The sequence below is a fragment of the Pseudomonas sp. HMWF021 genome (genome assembly GCF_003061005.1).
Taxonomy (GTDB): domain Bacteria; phylum Pseudomonadota; class Gammaproteobacteria; order Pseudomonadales; family Pseudomonadaceae; genus Aquipseudomonas.
In genome coordinates, this window is record NZ_QAIK01000081.1 from 1 (window position 1) to 23,203 (window position 23,203).

Consider the following 23,203-nt stretch of genomic DNA (forward strand, 5'->3'; position numbering starts at 1 on the left):
GTCATTGGCCCACTGCCACAGGAACCACGCAGCGAGCGCGCCGAGCAGCAGCCCGGCGCCCCACTTCACGTAGCGCAACGGCGAACGCTTTACCGGCAGCGGCTCGATCGGGAGTTGTGCGGTCATCACTCAGCCCTGCGTCGGTTTGCCGGTCACCAGACCGACCTGGGACAGTTCGAGCCGGCGCAACAGATCCAGCACTTCAATGACCTTCTGGTACTGCACCGTGGCGTCGCCGCGCACGATTACCGGGAAGTCCGGGCTCTGCGCTTTCTCGATGCGCAGGCGTTCCTCCAGCTCGGCGAGCGTCACCGGGTAGGCGTCGAGGAACACCTGACCGCCGTCGTTGACCGAAATCGCCTTGGTCTTGGCCTCCGACAGCGACACCGAGGCGCTGGCCTTGGGCAGGTTGATCTGGATCCCCGAGACCTGCGCGGTGGCGGTGAGGATGAACATCACCAGCACCACCATCAGCACGTCGACCAATGGGGTGATGTTGATGCTGTCCACCGCTGCATCTTCGTCATCGTCGTGGGAGGCATTTACGGACGCCATGTCGGTGTTCCTCAGGCCGGTACGGAGTGGTTGGCGTGATGGCCGCGCGGGTGCGACGCTTCACTGGACTGGCTCTCGCCATGCAACTCCGCCAGACGGGTGATGAACTCGTCGACGAACACGCGCATGTCGGCGCTGACTTCCTTGTTGCGGGTGATCAGGCGGTTGTAGCCAAACAGCGCCGGGATCGCGACGAACAGGCCCATCGCCGTGGCGAGCAATGCCGCAGCCATGCCGGGCGCGATGGCGTTGATGTTGACGTCGCCGGCCATCGCGGTGCCGAGGAACACCACCATGATCCCCAGCACGGTGCCGAGCAGGCCGATGTACGGGCCGCCGGCGATGGCGTTGGACAGGGTCGAGAGTTTCGAGCTGAGGGCCTGGTTCTCGCGGGTGCGCACGCCGTCCATCGAGCAGCGGATGGCTTCGATGGTTGCTGCGGATACCGAAGAGGTATCGGCGCCCTGCTCGCGGCGGGTGCGGATCTCCTTGACCGCCACCGCGTACAGACGCCACAGCGGCGAGTGCTGCAGACGTTGGGCGAGCTGCGCGTCGTCGGCGAACATCTCCAGGCGCGTACCGACCTTGGCAAATTGCTCGCGGAAGTCTTCGTTGGCCTTGCTCACGCGGCTGAGGGTGCGGTTCTTGCGCAACATGATGATCCACGACTGGAACATCATCAGCACCAGTACGGCGATGATCACCCAGGCGTCCACCGGTACCGCATTCAGCAGGAAACCGAGGCTGCCGAAACCGAAACCGGACTGTTCTTCGTCGACGCCGTAGGCCACCAGTTTCGACTCGGAACCCTGCGAGGTGGCATCGGCCAGCAACAACGCAGCCGGACGGGCGACTTTCGACAGACGCAGTTCGTCGATGGCACCCACGAAAGGCTGGAAAGGACCCGCGGCCAGATCGCCGCCAATCGCCATCACCGAATTGAACGCCGGCATCGCTTGAGCGAGGGTCGCACCCTCACGACCGTTGATGTACAGGCTGACTTTCGAACCTTCAGCGGTCAGCGCGACGTGCTGCCATTGGCCGGGGTTCAATGCCTGAGCGGCGACCGCGCGCTGGCCGTCTATCTCCACAAACGGCACGCCTTGATTGACCCCGATCAGCAGGCTGTTGGCGCCTTCACGACGGGCCAGAATCAGTTGCTCGCCATTGGCCTGATCCAGCCGCAGCCACGCACTGAAGGTGAACGCGCTGCCAGCGTTGTGCTGCAACGACGGACTGGCCGGCAGCAACAACGGCTGACCGCTGAACTGCAAGGCGCGCCCCACTACACCGTCAATCGCCGCGCCGGTGGCGCTTTGTGCGGTGTTGCCGTAGGCGGTGGTGTCTTTGGCCGGGGTGCCGGTGGCGCCGTCGAAGTGATAGAGCGCGGTGTAATTCGGGTCGAAGGTCAACTGGCCGTTACCGGTGGCAGGGGCCTTCTGATTGCCGTAGTACATCCAGATGTCCTGACGCTGCCCGCCCTCGACATTCGGCACATCGACCCAGATCAGCGCCATGCCCATCAGCGCATCGAAGCTTTCGATCTGGTGATTGAGCACGGTCTTGTCATCGGCGGCGACGAAGCGCAGGTCCGAGCCGTCTTCCTTGACGCCGTCGAAGGTGAAGTTGCCGGTGTGCAGGCGCACCAGCAGCGCGGTGCGACCGAGGGCCTGATTGATCCCGGCGCCCTGCGGCGTGGTGTCGACGGCGATCTGTTTGCGGTAATGCCAGTCGTCCTGCCACCAGGCCTGCGCCGTGGCCGGGAGCACGAAGCCCAGGCAGATCAACAACGAAAGAATGAGGCGCTGCATGAACGTGCTCCTTTAGAAAGTGGCTTGAAGGTTGAAGTGCAGGCGCGATTCCTGCTTCGAGGTGTTCGGCCCTTCGAGTAGCGGATAACCCCAGTCGAGGCTGCCGGACAGCCATTTGCTGAGGCTGGCGCGGGTGCCGAGGCCGACGCTGGCCAGGGCGTAACTGGCGTCCTGATCCGGCAACTCGTCGCGCAGATACAGTTGCGCGCCTTCGGCGAAGGCGTAGAAGCGCCATTCCTGCATCCAGCTGCCGGCGTATTTCGCCAGCGACGGCGTGCGCAGTTCCTGACTGAGCAACACGCCGTCATCACCGGTGCGCTCAGCCGCCAGATAACCGCGCACCGAGGTCGCGCCGCCGGCGGAAAACTGTTCGTTGGAAACCAGCGGTCCCGACGCCAATTGGAACGCGCCTTTGCTCGCGCTTTGCCAGTCGTTGTCGAAGGTCCAGGTGAAGTTGCTGTCGCCCTTGAGCACGGCGAAACTCGGGTTGGCGCGGTAGCGTTTGTAGTCGAAATCCTCGTCGGAGCTGCCGTAACCGAAGATGCTGCGGGTGGCCGCGACCAGGCTCAGGCCGAGGCCGAGCTGGCTCTTTTCGGTGTAACGGAAGCCGTTGTAGGCGAAGGTGAACGGCGCGTATTTCAGCGGCACCTTGTCGCTCTCGCCGGACAGGGTCAGGCGCTCGTCGAAATCCTTGAAGTCGATGCCGGCCGACAGCGAGTTCGACCAACTGCCGCTGGACGGCAGCGTGTAGATCGCCGATACGCCGTAGGAATGGCCCTTGCCCAGCACGTTGCTGCCGCCGATGGTGGCGACGTTGCTGTCGGACTGGTAGCCGGAGAACTGCACACTCCAGCGCTCGCTCAGCGGCGCGGTGTAGGAAGCCGACCAGACCTTGGCGTTGTCGGTGTCCTGCGGTGCGGTGAAGTACGTCAGGTTGATGCTGTGGCCGAGTTGCCAGAGGTTGTTGTAGCCGAGACTGGTGACGGCGCGCAGTTTTTCGGTGTCGGCGCTGTAGTCGTTGTTGAGGCCGACGCTGGCGCTCCACGGGTTCTGGTCTTCAACCTGCAAATCGACGTCCATGGTGCCGGGACGCTGACCTTCGCGCACCAGCGGCATGACCTGGCGGCCCGGGGTTTTATTGAGCTGCGCCAGTTCACCCTGAACCTTGGCGAAGTCCGGCACCTCGCCTTCTTTCAGCGCCGGGACGTTGTCGCGGATGTCCAGCGGCGAATAGTGTTTGGCGCCGACCACGCGCACCCGGCCAACCTTGGTTTCGCTGACTTGCAGGTAGACGATGCCGTCGGCCACCGCTTGCTCCGGCAACTCGACGAACACCGATTGGTAGCCGCGTTCCTGATAAGCCTTCTGCAACGCATCGCGGGCGCCTTCGATGTCCGTCATGGCTTTTTGCGGGCCGAGAAACGGGTACACCGCCTCTTCGATCGCCCGGGCGTCGAGCACGGTGTTGCCGCGCACGAAGTATTCGTTGACGTCCACCAGACGTTGCGGCGCAGCAGCTTCGGCAGCCTCTTCGGCGAATGCCGGTTGCGCGCCGGCCGTCACCAGCAGCCAGCCCCACAGCGCCAGCCGTGACGTGAAAATCTGATCCACACTACCCCCTGAATTCGCGATGACCTGTTGGCGCTGTTGCGCGCCTTGTGTGTTGCGTCAGTTGCTGACTGTCGAGGCACCGCTGTGCTTGCCGAGCCAGGTGTGCAGCAGCGCAAAGTTCAACGAGAACTCGGGCATTTGCAGCAAGGCACCGCAGAACACTTCGCCGATGATTTTCTGGATGAGCAGCACCGCACGCGGGTTGTTGAGCAGCGTGGCGATGTCGCGACTGAGGACGTTGAAGCTCCAGACTTTCTGGTTCAGGCCAAGACCGACGAACCAGCGGAACAGCAGGTTGTAATTGAGCTGTTCATACAGTTGCTGCTCGCTGGGCACCGAATACAGCAGTTGCAGAAGCAGGATGTGCATGACGGTTTGCGCGGGGATGAGCATGCCGGGCTCGGCGTTGAGCTCGTGCAGGAGGCCTTGGTGGGCATCGAGCAAATCGTCGATCTGCGGGCGCAGCAAGACCAGCGAATGGCCGGGCGGAATGTAGCTGGAGACCTCTTTCAAGGCGCCCTGCCAGTCATCCTGCGACACGATCCAGACCCACGGCGCGCCGTAGCGATACACCGAAACCGGCTTCTTGCGCGCGGCCTCGACGATCTTCGACAGGCGCTGATCGAGCTCCTGCATGCCCACTTTCGAGTAGCGTTCCATAGTCCCCATTGCCTCACTCCCGGCGTCCCGCCTCGGCTTGTGAAAAGCGCCCCGTTGGGCCCCTCAAGCGCGTTACATAGGCATGACCGGACTGGCTATGTGCTACCGAACTTTTGTCATGAAAGCTTCATGCTGGAATTGGCGGGAGAGCAAAATCAAAAGATCGCAGCCTTCGGCAGCTACTACACCGGGATTGAGTACACCCTGTAGGAGCTGCCGAAGGCTGCGATCTTTTACTTCAGGAATAAACCGGCCAGGTGTCGACGATCTTGCCGCCACGCACCGCCAGCAGATCGCCGAATTGCAGGAGCACGGCTTCGGTCTGGGTGGGTCGCAGGAACACTTGATCTTCAACGGTCAGGCCCACGGCATTCGAACCGTTGACCATCTCCTGATTGGAACTGCGGCCATACACGCCATTACTCTGCAAACCGGCGGGCGATTCGAACTCGGCCATCCAGTTGCCGCCGTAAATAAAATAGGTCTGACGCTGATTGGTGTCCCACCACGAGAACAACTTCGACTTGTCATCCAGCGCCGGGATGTTCACCGCACCGGTGCTCTTCAGCACAGGCGTGGCGATGTAGCTCGCTGGCACGTGGTCAATCAGTGACGGCAGGTCGTAATGCGTCGGTTTGAGCATCGCCGTGCCTACCGACACCTCGGTGCTGAGCTTCTCGTTTTCGTGGATGCGGTAACTCGGGCTGCCGGCGGTGTTCAGGCACAGGTTGTCATTCCACAACGCCGGAAACTGCTGCCGGGTGAAATCCGCGCAGCGCTGATAAATCAACATGACCTTGGCGAACAGCTCCTCGGGCGAACCGAGGATCCCCGGCACGCCCATGCCCACGAACGGGTCGTAGCCCATGAACCCGGCGAACTGCAGATGCTGCGGGTTGGCGCTGATCAGCGCGAGCATCTGCCCCAGCACCTGCACATCACTGACCCCGCCACGGTGCAGGCCGACGTCCAGCTCGATGTTGATGCGCATCCGCGTGCCCAGCCCCTGCGCCAACGCCAGGTATTGCTGGAGGCGCTCGGGGTTATCGATCAGCCATTGCAACTGCCTGGAAGGATCGAACGGGCCCTTGTGAGTTTGATAGAACAGCTCGGCCGAACGCACTGGCAACGGCTTGCCAAGCAGGATGTCGGACTGGGGAAACGTGACCGCATCGTGATTGAGAAACGGCTGATGAAACGACATGAGTTTTTGCGTCCCGGCCCGTTGCGCGATGTAGGTCAACAAGCCCGGTGACGGCAGGGACTTTTCCACCAGGCGCAATTGCTTGCCGCCGCGTTTGACCGACTGCATCACTACGTCGATGTTGTGATCGAGGCGATCCAGATCGATCAGCAGCACCGGGCGCATCGGGCCTTTGTCCTTCAGTTCTTTATTCAGCGCGCGGAAATACTCGTTGTACGGCGCGCCGCGATCACCCGGCCGCAGCCAGGCGCCCACGCCCACCAATAAAGCGCCGACACCCAGTGTGCCCAGAAGAAAGTTACGTCGATTGACCGCCATCAGCTCACCCCCAGAATCGACGAAAGATGCGCGTTGAGAAAGCGTCCGCTCGGATCCAGCGCCTGACGTACCTCGACGAACTCGCGCCAGCGCGGGTACAGCGGCTGCAAGGTGCGTGCATTGAGCGTGTGCAATTTGCCCCAGTGCGGACGGCCGTTGTACTTCCAGAAAATCGGCTCGACCGCAGCGAAAAAGTTGTGATGATCCATCTGGTAATGCTGGTGCACCGAGATCGAACAGCTGTCGCGGCCCTCGAACATGCTCAACGGAATGTCATCAGCCTTGACGTAGCGGTACTCGATGGGAAACCAGGTGCGCAGGTCCTTGTCCTGAATCAGTTTGAGGATTTCACGCAGACACGCCGGGCCGTGTTCGGCGGGCACCGAGTATTCCATCTCGTTGAAGCGCACGGTGCGCACGTTGGCGTAGATGTCGAACGAATCGCCAACCCGATCATCGAAACTCGCCAGATGTCGCAGGCTGTTGAGCAGCGTGCGGCGCAGCTCGGGGAAGTCGCTGCCGTACTTGTCGATCTTCTCGATCAGGGTCACGAACTCGTTGCCGCCCTCCTCTTCGGGCGGAATCGGCGGCGTGGCCGGGTCGCTGGTTTCGTTGAGGGCGATGGACAACGCATAGTCGGAATGGGTGACGACGAGCATTTCCCAGTGCTGGTTTTCCCGGGTGTTCTTGTCGAGGTCTTCCAGCAACTCTTCGGTCTTGGCGATCCACTGGCGCTCACGCAGGCGATAGGCCGGGCGATTTTGCAGACGGATTTTCGTCGCGACGCCCAATGCGCCGAGCGACACCCGCGCGGCGTTGAACACTTCGGGGTGACGCTGGCTGTCGCAGTCCAGCACCTCGCCGCTGGCCGTCACCAGTTGCAGGCCGCAGACGTGTGCCGAGTACGACTGAAAGGTTTTGCCGGTGCCATGGGTCGAAGTGGAAATTGCGCCGGCGAGGGTCTGGTAGTCGATATCGGCCATGTTCTGCAGGGCCTGGCCGACGTCCTTGAGCGGCACGCCCATGCGTGACATCGGCGTGCCGGCGCCGAATTCCGCCTGCAGGGTTTTCGGGTCGTGGTCGAGCAAACCGGTGAAGTAGCTGAGCGACAGCAGCGTGCCGTCGGTGGGCACCAGGGCACTGAACGAATGCGCCGAACCAACCGGGCGGATTTTGCCCTGGGCCTGCCGAATCGCAGCGCTCAGTTCATCGAGATTCTTCGGCGCCAGCCGCGCCGCCGGCAGGCAACTCTGCCCGCCAGACCAGTTGCGCCAGGGAATCAGCCGTGGCGCGCGCATCAATTGCCCCAGCGCGGGATTGGCCGCCAGTGCACTGAACGCACCGACGATGCTTGCCCGTTGCAACAACTGACGCCGTGTCAGATCCATGCTCATGCGCGCGCCCTTATTGTGGGAGGGGCTGGTCGGCCATGAAGCCGATCAGTTGCAGGAATTGATCTTCCGAGCACTCGACACACTGACCCATCGGCGGCATGCCGTTATAGCCGTTGATGGCGTGGTCGAGCAGTGTGTCGGTGCCCTGGCGGATGCGCGGCTCCCAGGCTTGGCGGTCACCGGTCAGCGGTGCGTTCGCGGCGGGATTGGCGTGGCACAGTTGGCAGCTGTTGGTGTAGATCTGCGCCAGTGCCGGGTCGGTGGGTGTGGCGTTGCGGGCAGTTGCCGGTGGTGCGGTTTTCTCACCGCAACCGGACAGCGTCATCAACAGCGCCAGCAGTAAAGTGAATGGAATGGCCCGCATAACGATCCTCACATGGGTGCCGCTTATTGTTGTGAGCACACCTTAAGGCAGGCACGGCAGCGGGTTGAGGGCATTGCGGGACAACGAGGGGGCCAAACGGGGCCACACCATCCCTCTGTAGGAGCTGCCGCAGGCTGCGATCTTTTGATCTTGATCTTGAAAAGCAAAGTCAAAAGATCGCAGCCTTCGGCAGCTCCTACAGGGATTGGCGTGACATTCGCGTGACATTGGCGGGTTTAAATGTCGGCGTATTCAGGCGTATAACCTGTAAAGACTTTTTGATCTGTATACGGACATCAACACGGGGTAGCGACATGACCACAGCAAACATTCTTGGCAATCTGTTCCCTTCTGTCAGCGACATCCCGGAAAAATACCGCCTCGACGGTCAGGTCGAACAACGCGAATACCTCGTCGATGGCCAACTGCGACGCTGGGACGGCCCGCTCGCCACCGTGCGCAGCCCGGTGTACCTGCACGGCGAAAGCGGCGATGAACAAGTGATTCTCGGCAGCACCCCGCTGCTGGATGCCGACACCGCGCTCACCGCCCTCGACGCTGCCGTGCGTGCCTACGATCGCGGCCAGGGCCTGTGGCCGACCATGCGCGTGGCCGAACGGATCCAGCACGTCGAGGCGTTCCTCGGCCGTATGCGTCAGCAGCGCGAAGCCGTGGTCAAGCTGCTGATGTGGGAGATTGGCAAGAACCTCAAGGACTCGGAAAAAGAGTTCGACCGCACCTGCGACTACATCGTCGACACCATCAACGCGCTGAAAGAACTCGACCGCCGTTCCAGCCGCTTCGAGCTGGAACAGGACACCCTCGGCCAGATCCGTCGCGTGCCGCTCGGCGTTGCACTGTGCATGGGGCCTTACAACTATCCGCTGAACGAAACCTTCACCACGCTGATTCCGGCGCTGATCATGGGCAACACCGTGGTGTTCAAACCGGCCAAGCTTGGCGTGTTGCTGATACGTCCGTTGCTCGAAGCCTTTCGCGACAGCTTCCCGAGCGGCGTGATCAACGTGATCTACGGCAGCGGCCGCGAAACCGTCAGCGCGCTGATGGCCAGCGGCAAGATCGATATCTTCGCCTTCATCGGCACCAACAAGGCCGCCAGCGACCTGAAGAAACTGCACCCGAAACCACACCGCTTGCGCGCGGCACTGGGTCTGGATGCGAAGAACCCCGGCATCGTCCTGCCGGAAGTCGATCTGGACAATGCCGTCAGCGAGGCGGTGACCGGTTCGCTGTCGTTCAACGGCCAGCGCTGCACCGCGCTGAAAATCCTCTTCGTGCATGAAGACGTGGTCGACAGCTTTATCGAAAAATTCAACGCCAAGCTCGCTACGCTGAAACCGGGCATGCCGTGGGACAGTGGCGTGGCGCTGACGCCATTGCCGGAGTCGGGCAAGGTCGATTACCTGCACGGTCTGGTGGCCGACGCGCAGAGCAAGGGCGCCAAAGTGGTCAACCCGAATGGCGGCGAAGCGCGGGCGTCGTTTTTCTACCCCGCCGTGCTGTATCCGGTGACGCCGCAGATGCGCGTGTACAACGAGGAACAGTTCGGCCCGGTGGTACCAATCGTGCCGTACCGTCACCTCGATACCGTGATCGATTACGTGCTGGAATCGGACTTCGGCCAGCAACTGAGCCTGTTCGGCACCAACCCGGTGGCGATCGGGCGACTGGTCGATACCTTCGCCAACCAGGTCGGGCGGATCAACCTCAACGCCCAGTGCCAGCGCGGCCCGGACACTTACCCGTTCAACGGACGCAAGAACTCCGCCGAGGGCACGTTGTCGGTACACGATGCACTGCGGGTGTTTTCGATTCGCACGCTGGTGGCGACCAAGTTCCAGGACAGCAACAAGGATCTGATCAGCGAGATCATTCGCGGCCGCGACTCGAGCTTCCTGACCACCGACTACATCTTCTGACGAGGACCTTGCACTGAGTACATTCAGCTCCCACCGACTGCCACCGCTGCTGCGGCGAATCCTGCGTCCGTTGCTGGACCCGTATCGCCGCTACCAGCACGCCCGGTTGATCCATGCGGTGCGCGTGGCATTGGGGTTGCTGGCGACCATCCTGCTGACCACGGGCATCAACCTGCCCCACGGCGAGTGGGCGTCGGTGACCATGCTGGTGGTGATCGGCGGCTTGCAGCATCACGGCAACATCGGCAAGAAAGCCGCCGAACGCGCCACCGGCACCTTGATCGGCGCTGGCGTCGGTCTGGTGCTGGTGGCGCAACAGGCGTGGCTGGGCCTGCCGTGGCTGACCTACTTTGCGATGGCGGTGGTGTGCGGATTCTTCTCGTATCACGCCATTGGCAAGGGGGGTTATACCGCCCTGCTCTCGGCGATTACCGTATTCATCGTCGCCGGCCACGGCGACAACCCGATCACCGACGGTTTGTGGCGTGGGGTCGATATCCTGATCGGTATTGCCCTGGCCCTGGCGTTTTCCTTCGCCCTGCCGTTGTACGCGGTGTATTCGTGGCGCTACAACCTGGCCGACGCCCTGCGCGACTGCGCCACCTTGTACGGACGGATCATCAGCGGCCAACCGGTCAGCGCCGATGAACACTTGAAGCTGATGGGCCGGGTGACCACGGTGATGGTGCAACTGCGCTCGCTGATGCCTTCGGTGTCCAAGGAAGTGAAGGTTTCCATGACCGAACTGGACGCGATTCAACGCAACCTGCGCATGTGCGTCAGCACCCTGGAGATCCTCGGCAACACCCGCCCGGATGCCAACGACCCCGACGCCATGGCGCACCTGCAATCGGCACTGCGGCCCGAGCACCGGGTAATCCGCGTGCAACTGATCGGCATGGCCCGGGCCTTGAAGTCCGGCGCGGCACAACGCCTGGAGCGTCCGCTGGAGCTACCGGACGCCAGCCTCGACACGCCGGTCTATAGCACGCTGGACGGTTATCGTTTGCTGACCCGACAACTCGCGGCCAACATCGGCGAACTGCGCCAGCGTCTGGCGAAAACCGCACCGCGCTGGAATATCTGAGCCTACGGAGTAGCCAGACGTCGCGACTTCAGCCCCCAGCCCTGCTGCATCCCGGCGGCGGCCAGCAGAATCGCGGCTACACCGACCCATTGCAGGGTTTCCAGGCGATGGCCGAAGGCGAACCAGTCAACGAAGATGGCCGCAATCGGGTAGATGAACGACAGCGCGCCGGTCAGGGCCGTCGGCAGTTTCTGGATCGCGCCGTACAGCAGCACGTACATCAGGCCGGTATGAACGATGCCCAGCGTCACCAGACTGGCCCACGCTCCCTGGGTTTGCGGCAAACCATTGAAGTGCGCGAACGGCGCGAGCAACAGCACCCCGGTGCAGACCTGGATCAGCGCAATCAGATGCGGTGGCGTGCCGGTCAGGCGCTTGATGATCAGCGCTGCAATCGCGTAGAGCAACGCCGCCCCCAGTGCCAGCGCAATGCCCAGCAGATAGTCGCTGCCGCTCTCGCCCTGTGCGCCATGGGCGCTGACAATCGCCAGCATGCCAAGAAAGGAAATCGCCAGCCAGAACAGCTTCTGCACAGTGATTTTCTCGCCGAGAAACAGCGCCGCCAGACCGACCAGCATGAACGGCTGCACGTTGTAGACCGCCGTGCCGATGGCGATCGAGGCCCGGGAATACGAGCCGAACAACAGCACCCAGTTGCCAACGATCGCCACACCGCTCAGCACCGCAAGCAGGAATGTAGTGCGAGTCAGAATGCCGGGGCGCAAGAAGCCGAACGCGGCGCAGATCAGCAGCAAGGTGCCGGCGCCGAAGACGCAGCGCCAGAACACCACGTCCAGCACGGGCTGCCCCGATACCAACACAAACCAGCCGATGGTCCCGGAAATCAGCATGGCGGCGGTCATCTCGAACGAGCCGCGGCGGATGTTTTTGTCCATCATCAATCTCTCCCTCAGCGTTTGACGAAAACGTGGCAAAAGTATGCCAAGTCAACGCCGCACGTCTCCAGCGCAAAAAGCAGGCTAAACTGGATTTCTGCCTTTTTTATCGCGGGTGGTTTCCTTCAAATGCCTAATACCGGATTTGCCCCATGACCGACGATATCGACCAGATTCTCATCAGCGCATTGATGGAGGACTCGCGCCGCTCACTCAAGGCACTGGCGCAGATCAGCGGTCTGTCGTCACCCAGCGTGGCCGAACGCCTGCGCCGCCTGGAGGAACGCGGCGTGCTCAAGGGCTATACCGTCGAAATCGACCCCAAATGTTTCGGCTATCAACTCCAGGCCATCGTCCGGGTACGGCCGCTGCCAGGCCAATTGCAGGAAGTGGAACGGCAGATCATGTCGATCCCGGAGTTCACCGAATGCGACAAAGTCACCGGCGAGGACTGCTTCATCGCACGTTTGCACGTGCGCTCGATGGAACAGCTGGACACCCTGCTCGATCGCCTCAACACACTGGCCGAAACCAACACGGCCATCGTCAAGAAGACCCCGGTCAAACGCCGGTTACCGCCGATGGCGTGAGTGCTTTTTGCGCATGTTCAGCGTAGATTGAGGTTTTTCCGGCGAAGGATTGGCGGTAATGAAATTTCAGGCAGTGATGCTGGCGGCAGTCATGCTCAGCGGGTGCGGGACAGTACAAACGGTCGTATTCAGCGACAAGGTTTCCGTGAACCAGCTGAAAAACCAGAAAAGCTACTGCGGCGCCGTGCCGCGAATCTACAGTGGGGCGACCTACGACTTCTGCATGCTGCACGCTGAAAAGCCGGATGACGTCGATGCGTTCAACTACAAGAACGCCTCTTTAGGCCTGGTGGTCGATGCAGCGGTTTCGGGCGTGCTGGATACGTTTCTGTTGCCCTACACCATTTACAGGCAACAGGCCGATGGCAGCATCGTGATCAACTGATCCGGTTTGCACTTTTCGCAGACAATAAAAAAAACCCGCCTGAGCGGGTTTTTTGTTGTTGCACAAACTGCGATCAGTCGTCGCGGCTCATGATGCCGAAGATCTGCAACAGGCTGATGAACAGGTTGTAGATCGATACATACAGGCTGATGGTCGCCATGATGTAGTTACGCTCACCACCCTGAATGATGGCGCTGGTCTGGAACAGAATGCAGACCGAAGAGAACAGCACGAAACCGGCGCTGATCGCCAGTTGCAGGCCGCTGATCTGGAAGAACATGCTCGCCAGCGTCGCACCCAGCAGGACGAAGAAACCGGCGGTGATGAAACCACCCAGGAAGCTCATGTCCTTGCGGGTGATCAGCACATAGGCCGACAGACCACCGAACACCAGCGCGGTCATGGCGAATGCCGAACTGACCACTTCAGCGCCGCCCTGCATGCCTAGATAACGGTTGAGGATCGGGCCGAGCAGGAAACCCATGAAACCGGTCAGCGCAAACGCGGAAACCAGGCCCCATGCCGAATCACGGAGTTTGTTGGTGAGGAAGAACAGCCCGTAGAAACCGATCAGCACCACGAAAATGTTCGGGTAGCCGACGCGCATCTGCTGGGCCACGAAAGCCATCACACCGCTGAATGCGAGGGTGAGCGCCAATAAGCCATAAGTGTTGCGCAGGACGCGGCTAACCTCTAGCTGCTCAGCCTGCACGCTGTTGTGAACTGCGTAATCCTGTTCGCGCATGGCGACACTCCTGTTGGTTTGAAACGTTCAGTCGCAAAGATCATAACAGACGCTCTGTAACAAGCCATGCACAGAGTTTGACAGTGTGTTTCATTCAGGTATTATGGCGCCCGCAACGCAAACGGAGGTGTGGCCGAGTGGTTTAAGGCAACGGTCTTGAAAACCGTCGACTGTAACAGGTCCATGAGTTCGAATCCCATCGCCTCCGCCATCTTTGATACGACAAAGCCCTGATTATTCAGGGCTTTGTCGTTTCTGGCGTTCAGGAATTCTGCTCTTCTCCATGGAACGTCTGCGCATCATTTCGGGAAGGCTTTATTCTTCGCCCCCCGCTCAAAAATGAATTCCGACGCTTGAAACAACGTCAGCTCTCCCTGCAAACGGGCAACGTAAACAGCACCCGAGCCCCACACGGCGAGTTGACTTCCGCCCACAACCGCCCGCCATGGGCTTCGATGATCGTCCGGCAGATCGACAAACCCATCCCCAGTCCCGTGGGTTTGGTGGTGTAAAACGCCGTGAAGACTTCTTCCGCGCGCTCGCAGGCGAACCCCGGTCCGGAGTCGCTGACCATGATCCTCACGTCCTCACCCAGCAACTCGCTGGCAATGAACAGCCGCCGCTCCCCCTCTTCCGTCACCGCCATGGCTTCCAGGCCGTTGATGATCAGGTTGAGCAGGACCTGCTGCAGCTCCACCCGATCGGCCACTACGGCGGGCAAATCGCTGGCAAGCCGGGTGGTGACCGCGGTGCCATAGCGGGCCGCCTCACCGCGTGTGAACCCGACCATTTCAGTCACCACTGCGTTGAGTTCCACCGCCTGGCGTTGCGGTGGGGTCTTGCGGATCAAGGCGCGTATGCGTCCGAGCACGTCGGCCGCGCGGTTGCCATCGTTGATGATGCGCCTGAGGCCCTGCTCGACTTCGTCGATGTTCGGCGGTTGCGCACCGAGCCAGCGCAGCGCCGCGTTGGCATTGGTTACGGTGGCGGCGATGGGCTGGTTGACTTCGTGGGCAATGGACGCCGCCAGTTGGCCCATGGTCGCCACGCGACCGGCGTGGGCCAGCTCCGCTTGTACCTGACGGTAACGGCGCTCGCCTTCGCGCACTTGTTCTTCAGCCTGTTTGCGCTCGCTCAGGTCGAGGACGAACGCCACGCCCTGCTGCTGGCTGGCTTCGAATGCGGCCAGACCGACGATCACCGGCAGACGACTGCCGTCCTTGCGGATGTATTCCTTTTCGAACGGCTGAGCGCGCCCGGTGCGGATGGCGGTCGCCAGCGCCGCTTCACTTTCCGCGCGCAATGGCGGCGGGGTCATGTCGCGCCAATGCACCCTGCGCGAGAGCAAATCATCGCGCGCGTAACCGACCATGCGCAGAAACGCGTCGTTGGCTTCGATGATTTCTCCTTCGATGCTCCAGACGATGATGCCGATGATGTTGGCGTCGACCAGTCGACGAATCTTCGCCTCACGCTCGGCGACGTTGCGATACAGCCGCGCGTTGTCCAGCGAGATCGCCGCCTGTGAAGCGACCAGCCGCAGCACCGCGATGCGCGCCGGGCTGAACACCCCGGCAGACAGATTGTTTTGCAGATACAGCGCCCCCGCAATCCGGCCCTGATTCATCAACGGCAGGCACAGGATCGAACGACAGCCGTGTTGATGAATGTACAGGTCAGCGGCGAATGCCGGATCGGCGACGGCATCGTCCAGGCACAGATTTTCGCCCGTGCGCAGGGTCTGATAGAGCACCGTTTCGGCCAGTGCCGTCGCACTCACCGGCTCATTGCACAGTCGCGCACGCTCGTCGCCGACGCGGATTCGCGCGGCAAGATACGGTGTCTCGGCCTCCATCAGAATCAGCAGGCCAAGTTCGGCGCCAGCCTGTTCGATGGCAGTGCGCATGATCATTTCGATCAGGCGATCCAGCACGATTTCGCCTGATACCGCTTGCGACACCTTGAGCACCGTCGCCAGGTCCAGTTGCTCGACCGGGGTGGTCATGGTCGCGATCGGGTTGGCCGGCGCCTCTTCGTTACGCAAATAGCGGTGATGGCGTTCCAGTTGCCGGACCTTGCCATCGGCGCCCCACCGCAAATAGCCGTAGCGCGCATCCTGCAGATACATGCGGGCGATCTTGCCCAGACCACGAGCGCTGTAAAAGCGAGCGGCGAGTTCGTTGGCCAAGGCTTCGACATGCACGAAGCCATTGTCCTGAGCCAATTGAATCGCTCGCTCGTACAGCGCCTGCGCTTCAATCGGTTGCCCGGCGACCCGAGCGATTTCTGCAGCGACCAACGCCGTCTGACTGGCGAAGGTCTGTGCGCACTGTTGCGCCCAGGTTTGCAGTTGGTCGTGGTGTTCATGCAACTGTTGCCGTTGATCAGCGTTCGTCTCGACATGGGCGGTCAGGGTCAAGGCTGCGTAGAAGTGATATTCGGCCTCCTCGAAAAACGAGGAAATCACCCACAACAGTTCCCTCGCCTGCACTGCGCAATCGGCGGCTGCCAAGTAATCCCCGGCCAGATAGTGCGCCTGCAGTTTGCGCACCCAATATTTGCCGCGAGCCAGTGCCAGATCCGGAGCGGCAAGGTTTTCCTCGAAACTGGCCTCATCGAATTGTTCATCGTCGAAACGGCCAAACACCGGTGTCTGCCCGCGCAGCATGCGGATCATGGCCTGTTGGCAACGCATGAAACTGATCACCAGACCGAAGCGGATCTTCTGCGCATAAGCCAGCCCCGCCTCCGCCTGAACCTGCACCTCCGCCAGCGGTTCGCCAATAAACAGCAAATCGGAAATCAGACTGTTGCCGGCATAGGCCGCGTAGGGCAAATCGCCGATGCGGTTGCCGGCGCTGAGCGCACGCCGCAGCAATGGGCGGCACTCACGCACCGGTCGCATCCAGCGCACCACAAAAATCGAAAAGCACAGATAAGTGCGCGCTTCGTATCGCGTCAGGCCACGGCGGTCGACCAGATCGCAGCCCAGGCGTCCGAAGCGGTATCCAGCGGCATAGTCGCCGAAACGTCGCCCGGCCACGCGCATGACATTGGCGTACAGCATGCAGGAGGCGTCGCAGTTGCCATGTTGCAGGCTCAGGCTGACAGCCTTGCAAATCGTCAGGCAGGCGAGGTTCGCGTCGGACTGCAATGCCGGTGCCAGAAGTTTGCTCAACGCATCAAGCGTTCCCAGCGAAACGGGATCCTGCATCAATGACAGGTCGATCAATTGTTCGATGCTGCGCTCACCCAGCTGCGTCCAGATCTGCTCGTACTCCTGGCGCACGTGCTGATCGTCCGGGTGCGCCGTCCAGTCGATGCCGACCTGGCGCAAATAGGCCAGGCACACACTCACCGCACGATCACTGCGATCAAGCAGGAGATAAACGTCCATCAGCAAACAGGTGACCGCCGCCCGCTCCACTGTGGTCATGGCGTGCTTGACCAAAGCAGTCAGACGCGCCTCGGCCAGCGCCAGTTGGCCGGTGAGAAATTCACACTCGGCGCGGTTCAGTTCGAGGGCAAAACCCAGTTCATGGTGACGGTCATAGCCCTGTTCACCCAGTACGGCAGCGCCCGCGCCCAGGTAAGTCAGCGCCGAGGTGTAGGCGGTCGAAGCCTTGGCGCGCTGACCGGCGAGCAAATTGAATTCGGCCAGTTGTTCACGTTCAGCGCGGGCGCTGATCAGGCTGGCGCCGCGATTAAGCTGACCGACGATTTCGAAAATCGCGTCTTCGCGCCCTGCCCCCGGCGTTTGCAGGGCCAGCAAACGGCCGATGCGCAGATGCGTCTGCGCGAGCTCGGCGGCGGCGATCAACGAGTACGCTGCCTCGTGAATACGGTCGTGGGCAAAGGCACACGCGCCTTCGCGAAACTCCACCAGTTCCTGACGCACCGCTGGCCACAGCGCCGCGTGCACCCGCGTCGTCGACAGGTCGAGCACAGTGGCCAGGGTATCGATCCGCGCGACGTTGCCCAGGCACGCCAGTTGTTGCAGGGCATGGCACGTGTCCTGCGGCAGGCGCGCCAGTTTGTCGAGCATCAGATCGACCACATTATCGGTGTAGCCCTTGGCGTTGATCAGTGCCAGATCCCAGCGCCAGCGACCCGACTGGTGGTCGAAAACCAGCAACTCTTCCTCGGCCAGGGCCTGAAGAAACTGGATGACGAAAAACGGGTTGCCACCGGTTTTGTCCAGCACCAGCCGTGCCAGCGCAACGATGCTCGCCGGAGGGCAGCGCAGGGATTGGGCGATCAGTTGTTCGATGTGCGCGCCGGCAAGCGAAGTCAGATGGATCTCGTCAATGGGTACGCCGGCATTGCGAATGGCCTTGAGTTTGCCGCTGAGCGGATGATCGGCATTAACCTCGTTATTCCGATACGCGCCCACCAGCAACAGGTGCCCGATCTCTGCGCGGGTCAGCAGATCTTCCAGTAGATCGAGAGTCGCCGCATCGAGCCATTGCAGGTCATCGAGGAACAACGCCAACGGGTGTTCGGGACGGGCGAACACACCGATAAAGCGCTGCAGGACGCCCATGAAACGCTGCTGCGCCTGTTGCGGTTCAAGCTCCGGCACCGCTGGCGGCTCGCCGATGATCAGCTTGAGCTCCGGGATCAACTCGGTCATCAACCGTGCATTCGGCGACAGCGCCTGCAACAGCGCCGCGCGCCATTCGGCGAGCACCTCGCGGCGCTTGCCCAGCAGCGTGCGCACCAGTCCCTGAAACGCCTGGACCAGCGTCGCATAGGGGATGTCGCGCTTGTATTGATCGAACTTGCCGGCGGCGAACAAGCCCCGCGACGGCACCAGCACTTTGTGCAGTTCACTGACCACTGAGGACTTGCCGATCCCCGAGTAACCGGACACCAGCACCAGCTTCGGCGAAGCGGTCTGCACCACCTGGGCGAAGGCGTCGATCAGCGTCTGCACTTCGCGCTCACGACCGTAGAGTTTCTCAGGGATCAGCAAACGATCGATCGCGCCCTGTTCGTTCAACGTGAACACGTTGATCTGCCGCGTCCGGCGCCAGTCGTCCAGGCAGCGGCGCAGGTCATGTTCGACGCCGGCAGCGGTCTGGTAGCGCTCCTCGGCCGTCTTGGCGAGCAGCTTCATGACCACGCGCGAGAGCATCACCGGAACCGTAGCCACCCGCTCGCACGCCGGCATCGGCAGCCGTGCGATGTGGCAATGCACCCACTCCATCGGGTCGTTGGCGCTGAACGGCAACGAGCCGGTGAGCATCTGGTACAAGGTCACGCCAAAGGCATACAAATCGCTGCGCGAGTCGATCGAGCGGTTCATCCGCCCGGTTTGCTCAGGCGCCATATAGGCCAGGGTGCCGGCGATGGTTTCCGGCGGCGCTGGCGCCTGACGTTCGCGCGGCAACCGCGAGGCCAGACCGAAACCGGTCAGCCGCGCCTGACCGTCGAGGCAATTGACCAGAATGTGCTGCGGCTTGAGGTCCTTGTGCACCAGACCGCACCGATGCAGACGACCGAGCGCCGCGGCAATGTTGATGGCGTGCAACAGGCAGGTTTCGCTGTCCAGCGGTGCGATCAGCAAACGCGACAGCGGCTCGCCGCCGGGGTCGTCGAACAGCAGACGTGTTGTCCCGCCGGCACGCTCAAGGGCTTGCGGCGCCAACGCCCACTGATGGCCGAGATCGTCCTTGAGGCTGTATTCGTGAGCCAGTCGGTCGAGGGTCGCAGGCAATGGCTGCTCAAGCGTCGGGCGCACCACCAGCACACTGGGGCTGCCCTCGCCCTTGCCGCGCTCGCGGGAAAACACCCGCTCGCCGTCGTCCCACAAAATCTGTTTTTTGCTGGCCATCCGAGTCGACACCGTCAGAGGGGGTTGTGCCACGCGATGAAATTCAGCTCAACTTGTGCGCCGTGCCGGCTCGATGCCCAACGTCTCGGCGATACGCACCAGATCGGCCACCGAACGTGCTGCGAGTTTCCTCATGACCTGGCCGCGATGGACTTTCACCGTCACTTCGCTGAGGTTGAGTTGCGCGGCGATCTGCTTGTTCATCAGCCCGCCGATGACAAATCCGAGCACCTCGCGCTCGCGCACGGTCAACGTCTCGTAGGCCAGACGCAGGGCCGCGCCGGATTGCTCGGCGATCAGCCGTGCGCTGTCACGGGCCAGGGCACTGGCCACCGCATCGAGCATGTCCTGATCACGGAACGGCTTGGCGAGAAAATCCACCGCCCCGGCCTTCATCGCCTTCACCGTCATGGCGATGTCACCGTGGCCGGTCATGAACACCACGGGAATGCGCAAGCCGTTTTTTTCCATCTGTTCCTGAAAGGTCAGACCGCTTTCACCGCGCAGGCGCACATCGAGCACCAGGCAACCGGGCACATCGCGTTTGGCCGAAGCGAGGAAGTCCCGGGAGGTTTCGAACGTCTGCACCTGCAGCCCGATCGAGCGCAGCAAACCGTCGAGGGCCTGACGCATGGAGGCGTCGTCATCGACCACATAAACCATTGGCTCCCTGAGCGCGGGCGGGGTTGCGCTGGGGCTGGAATGCGACCACAGGGTCATCGTGTGTCCTCGGCGAGATCGCAACGGGTGCGATGTGCAGGTGATTAAATCTAGTCCATGATGGCAAACGCAGCCAGAGGCCGGCTGAACGGCCGCGCAGCAGGCTAGCAGTCGGCGTGCGTTGCCGACAGGCCAGAAACCCCTGAAAATCGGCCATGCCGCCCCCGCCCCTCTTCAGCCGCTTGAACAGGCAACCTTTCGATGTCCAGCGTTTACCGACAGTCCCGCACTGCTGCGCCCGCACCCCGCGACGTGGTGTTTATTGCCTACCCGCGAATGAGCCTGCTCGATCTCAGTGGCGCACAAACGGTGTTCTGGGCAGCGAGCAGAGCGTTGGCCGAGCGTGGCCAGCCCGGCTATCACCTTCACACCGCCAGCCTTGAAGGCGGTTTGGTCAGCACCGTCGAAGGCCTGGCCGTGGACACCTGCACGCTGCGGGAGCTCGATATCACTGCGCTGGACACCCTCGTCGTACCCGGTGCGCCCGATATCTGCCAGACCCTCGACGAGCACGCCGGACTCACCACGTGGCTGCAACGCCAGGCCCCTGCCGCGCGGCGAGTGGTGTCGGTGTGCAGCGGTGCTTTTCTCCTGGCTCAGGCCGGTTTGCTCGATGGTCGCCGCGCCGCCACGCACTGGGCCATGTGCGACACCCTGCGCGAGCGCTTCCCGGCGATCGAAGTCGATGCCGATGCGATCTTTATCCAGCAGGGCGCGGTCTGGACATCCGCGGGGGTCACGGCCGGTATCGATCTGGCATTGGCGCTGGTCGAGGCCGATTGCGGCCGCGAGGTGACGTTGCACGTTGCGCGCGAGTTGGTGGTGTACCTCAAGCGTCCCGGTGGTCAGGCGCAATACAGCACGCTGCTGCAATCGCAGGCACAGGACAGCCCGCAGTTCGACCCGTTGCACCTGTGGCTGACCGACCACCTCGGCGATCCGAAATTGACCGTAGAGCGCCTTGCCGAACAGGCAAAGATGAGCCTGCGCAATTTCACCCGCGTCTACAAACAGAGCACCGGGCGCACGCCGTCAAAGGCCATCGAACTGTTCCGCCTCGAAGCGGCCAGGCGTTTGCTGGAGAACTCGACGCACAACATCGACAAGGTCGCGCGCCTCTGCGGTTTCGGTGACGAAGAACGCCTGCGCGCCTGCTTCCAGCGTCACCTGTCGATTTCACCCCGCGATTACCGCAGCCGCTTCAGCCGCGAAGGTTGATGCCGGTCATCGCTGACGATCAAGGATCCCGAAGGACTATACCTAGGTATAGTTTTGCGCCGCTGCCGACGGCGTATGGTGCAGGAACGACAGGAGTCGCCCTGCGTGGCCATTCGGTCAGGGAGCCCTATGCAGCATAAAGTTGTCATTGCCGTGGTTGACGACGACGAGGCCTTTCGCACAGCGCTGGAAAGCCTGTTGCGCGCCAATGGTTATCAGGTACTCGGTTACCCGGGTGGTCAGGCGTTCCTCGAGTCGCCAGGCCCGGCGCAGACGCAATGCCTGATTTCCGATATCCAGATGCCTGGCATCAGCGGTCCTCAACTGAACGAAGCCTTGCGCGCGCAAGGCTGGCGCATTCCGGTGATTTTCGTCACCGCCCATCCCGATGAAATCCACACCCGCGCCCCCGGCGTTATCGCTTGCCTTGCCAAACCCTTCCAGCCCGAAGGCCTGCTCAGCTACATCGACATTGCCCTGAACCAAACACCTCTCGTGTAGGAGCTGCCGAAGGCTGAGATCTTTTGATCTTGCTTTTAAAGGGCAACATCAAAAGATCGCAGCTTTCGGCAGCTCCTACAGATCCGCGTATCTGTCCGATACCTTCGTATAACTCCCCTCGCCCCATGGGTAATTCGCGCACACCGATGGACAACTGCGCGCGCGCGTCCCACGCCATAGCATTGCTTTCGACAGCGGGCGATTAAGCGCCATGCAGTACGGCAAGCAGTTTACGGCGGCCGGTGATCGTCACGCCAGAGTCGCAACCACGACTCGGGTTTATCCATCCATCAGCGTCAGGGAGCACATTATGAAACAGCAATTATTGGTGATCGGTGCAGGGTTCGGCGGGCTGTGGAGCACGTTGAGCGCCGCGCGCTTGCTGGATATGCACGACCGCCACGAGGTGGAGGTCACTCTGCTCGCCCCACAAGCCGAGCTGCGCATCCGTCCGCGTTTCTATGAACCCGATGTTCACAGCATGTACGCGCCGCTGGACGCGCTGTTCGATGCCGTGGGCGTGCGCTTCGTCAAAGGCACCGCCGAAAGCATCGACAGCCAGGCGCGGCGCGTCGGTTATCGCGATGAGGCGGGTCGTCCGGGCGAACTGTCTTACGATCGCCTGGTGCTGGCCAGCGGTAGCCAACTCGCACGTCCGCCGGTGCCCGGCCTGAAAGAACACGCGTTCGACGTCGATCAGATCGAATCGTCGGCACGTCTGGAGCGTCACCTGCACTCGCTGGCCAGCCAACCCGTCAGCGCCGCACGCAACACCGTAGTGGTCGCTGGCGGTGGCTTCACCGGGATCGAAACCGCGACTGAAATGCCCGGCCGTCTGCGTGCCATCCTCGGCAAGCAGCAAGACATTCGCGTCATCATCGTCGATCGCAGCAAAGACATCGCCGCGACCATGGGCGATGGCATTCGCCCCTCCATCATCGAGGCGTCAAAAGAACTGGGTATCGAGTGGATCGTCGACGCCACGGTCGCCGCTGTGGATGCCAGCGGCGTCACTCTTGCCGACGGTCGCCACATCGAGAGCAACACGGTTATCTGGACCGTGGGTTTCCGCGCCAGCCCGCTGACCGAACAACTCAATGCCGAGCGCGACGGCCAGGGTCGTCTGCACGTCGACGGCAACCTTAAAGTCCAAGGCCTCGAGCACGTGTTCGCAGCCGGGGATGTCGCCCGCGCGGCCACGGATGACGTCGGCAACTATTCGGTGATGTCCTGCCAACACGCGATCAGCCTCGGCCGTCATGCCGGCAACAACGCCGTCGCCGACCTGCTCGGCGTGGCGCCGACCACCTACCGTCAGCCGAAGTACGTGACCTGCCTGGACCTCGGCGCCTGGGGCGCGGTGTACAC

18 protein-coding genes, 1 tRNA gene and 1 pseudogene are annotated in these 23,203 nt (G+C 61.9%); 8 read left to right on the top strand and 12 right to left on the bottom strand.

Features of this window, described 5'->3' with window-relative positions:
• From DBR18_RS10720 to DBR18_RS10755, 8 genes and pseudogenes are all read right to left on the bottom strand, one after another.
• Window positions 1-126, bottom strand: a pseudogene (locus DBR18_RS10720) (energy transducer TonB); the annotation flags it as partial.
• Window positions 127-129: 3 nt separating this feature from the next.
• Complete coding sequence (locus DBR18_RS10725; protein ID WP_003224462.1) at window positions 130-555, bottom strand: biopolymer transporter ExbD; 426 nt, start codon at window positions 553-555, stop codon at window positions 130-132.
• Between the two features lie 11 nt (window positions 556-566).
• Entirely contained in the window at window positions 567-2,366 is a 1,800-nt protein-coding gene (locus DBR18_RS10730; protein WP_108590296.1) for a DUF2341 domain-containing protein, read from the bottom strand.
• Window positions 2,367-2,378: 12 nt separating this feature from the next.
• Complete coding sequence (locus DBR18_RS10735) at window positions 2,379-3,977, bottom strand: ShlB/FhaC/HecB family hemolysin secretion/activation protein (RefSeq protein ID WP_108590297.1); 1,599 nt, start codon at window positions 3,975-3,977, stop codon at window positions 2,379-2,381.
• 57 nt (window positions 3,978-4,034) lie between these two features.
• Window positions 4,035-4,646, bottom strand: coding sequence for a transposase (locus tag DBR18_RS10740; protein ID WP_108590298.1), 612 nt, complete (start codon window positions 4,644-4,646; stop codon window positions 4,035-4,037).
• A 229-nt stretch (window positions 4,647-4,875) separates the two neighbouring features.
• Window positions 4,876-6,084 carry a DSD1 family PLP-dependent enzyme gene (locus tag DBR18_RS10745; RefSeq protein WP_177482368.1) on the bottom strand — a complete coding sequence of 403 codons (1,209 nt, stop codon included), beginning with the start codon at window positions 6,082-6,084 and terminating at the stop codon, window positions 4,876-4,878.
• 74 nt (window positions 6,085-6,158) lie between these two features.
• Window positions 6,159-7,487, bottom strand: a complete 1,329-nt coding sequence (locus DBR18_RS10750; protein WP_177482369.1) for a D-arabinono-1,4-lactone oxidase — start codon at window positions 7,485-7,487, stop codon at window positions 6,159-6,161.
• Window positions 7,488-7,563: 76 nt separating this feature from the next.
• Window positions 7,564-7,917, bottom strand: a complete 354-nt coding sequence (locus DBR18_RS10755) for a cytochrome c5 family protein (protein WP_108590301.1) — start codon at window positions 7,915-7,917, stop codon at window positions 7,564-7,566.
• A gap of 314 nt (window positions 7,918-8,231) precedes the next feature.
• Here DBR18_RS10755 and DBR18_RS10760 point away from each other — a divergent pair, with 314 nt between their 5' ends.
• A complete protein-coding gene (locus DBR18_RS10760) occupies window positions 8,232-9,857 on the top strand; it encodes an NADP-dependent glyceraldehyde-3-phosphate dehydrogenase (RefSeq protein ID WP_108590302.1) in 1,626 nt (541 codons plus the stop codon).
• Between the two features lie 46 nt (window positions 9,858-9,903).
• Complete coding sequence (locus tag DBR18_RS10765; RefSeq protein WP_177482370.1) at window positions 9,904-10,944, top strand: FUSC family protein; 1,041 nt, start codon at window positions 9,904-9,906, stop codon at window positions 10,942-10,944.
• 2 nt (window positions 10,945-10,946) lie between these two features.
• Here the strand turns inward: DBR18_RS10765 and DBR18_RS10770 are convergent, their stop codons facing one another.
• Window positions 10,947-11,840, bottom strand: coding sequence for a DMT family transporter (locus tag DBR18_RS10770; protein WP_108590324.1), 894 nt, complete (start codon window positions 11,838-11,840; stop codon window positions 10,947-10,949).
• 152 nt (window positions 11,841-11,992) lie between these two features.
• On the opposite strand from DBR18_RS10770, the gene DBR18_RS10775 reads away from it, so the two are divergent.
• Window positions 11,993-12,430 (top strand): Lrp/AsnC family transcriptional regulator, encoded by a 438-nt coding sequence (locus tag DBR18_RS10775; protein WP_038368669.1) that lies wholly within the window; start codon window positions 11,993-11,995, stop codon window positions 12,428-12,430.
• A 58-nt stretch (window positions 12,431-12,488) separates the two neighbouring features.
• Window positions 12,489-12,815 (top strand): YceK/YidQ family lipoprotein, encoded by a 327-nt coding sequence (locus DBR18_RS10780; RefSeq protein ID WP_108590304.1) that lies wholly within the window; start codon window positions 12,489-12,491, stop codon window positions 12,813-12,815.
• Window positions 12,816-12,888: 73 nt separating this feature from the next.
• Here the strand turns inward: DBR18_RS10780 and DBR18_RS10785 are convergent, their stop codons facing one another.
• Window positions 12,889-13,560 (bottom strand): Bax inhibitor-1/YccA family protein, encoded by a 672-nt coding sequence (locus DBR18_RS10785; protein ID WP_025110060.1) that lies wholly within the window; start codon window positions 13,558-13,560, stop codon window positions 12,889-12,891.
• Between the two features lie 123 nt (window positions 13,561-13,683).
• Here DBR18_RS10785 and DBR18_RS10790 point away from each other — a divergent pair.
• Window positions 13,684-13,771 (top strand) — tRNA-Ser (locus DBR18_RS10790).
• A gap of 153 nt (window positions 13,772-13,924) precedes the next feature.
• Here the strand turns inward: DBR18_RS10790 and DBR18_RS10795 are convergent.
• Both DBR18_RS10795 and DBR18_RS10800 read right to left on the bottom strand, forming a co-directional pair.
• A complete protein-coding gene (locus DBR18_RS10795) occupies window positions 13,925-19,396 on the bottom strand; it encodes an ATP-binding sensor histidine kinase (protein WP_108590305.1) in 5,472 nt (1,823 codons plus the stop codon).
• Window positions 19,397-19,444: 48 nt separating this feature from the next.
• Window positions 19,445-20,116 carry a response regulator transcription factor gene (locus DBR18_RS10800; protein WP_108590306.1) on the bottom strand — a complete coding sequence of 224 codons (672 nt, stop codon included), beginning with the start codon at window positions 20,114-20,116 and terminating at the stop codon, window positions 19,445-19,447.
• Window positions 20,117-20,317: 201 nt separating this feature from the next.
• On the opposite strand from DBR18_RS10800, the gene DBR18_RS10805 reads away from it, so the two are divergent.
• The 3 genes from DBR18_RS10805 to DBR18_RS10820 form a co-directional block, all read left to right on the top strand.
• Window positions 20,318-21,334: a GlxA family transcriptional regulator gene (locus DBR18_RS10805; protein ID WP_256588668.1), complete on the top strand. Its 1,017-nt coding sequence runs from the start codon at window positions 20,318-20,320 to the stop codon at window positions 21,332-21,334.
• Between the two features lie 129 nt (window positions 21,335-21,463).
• The gene (locus tag DBR18_RS10810) at window positions 21,464-21,835 is read left to right on the top strand and encodes a response regulator transcription factor (RefSeq protein ID WP_108590308.1); all 372 of its coding nucleotides are present in this window, start codon (window positions 21,464-21,466) and stop codon (window positions 21,833-21,835) included.
• A 310-nt stretch (window positions 21,836-22,145) separates the two neighbouring features.
• Window positions 22,146-23,203, top strand: a 1,058-nt coding sequence (locus DBR18_RS10820; RefSeq protein WP_256588669.1) for an NAD(P)/FAD-dependent oxidoreductase, incomplete at its 3' end; no start/stop codon positions are given.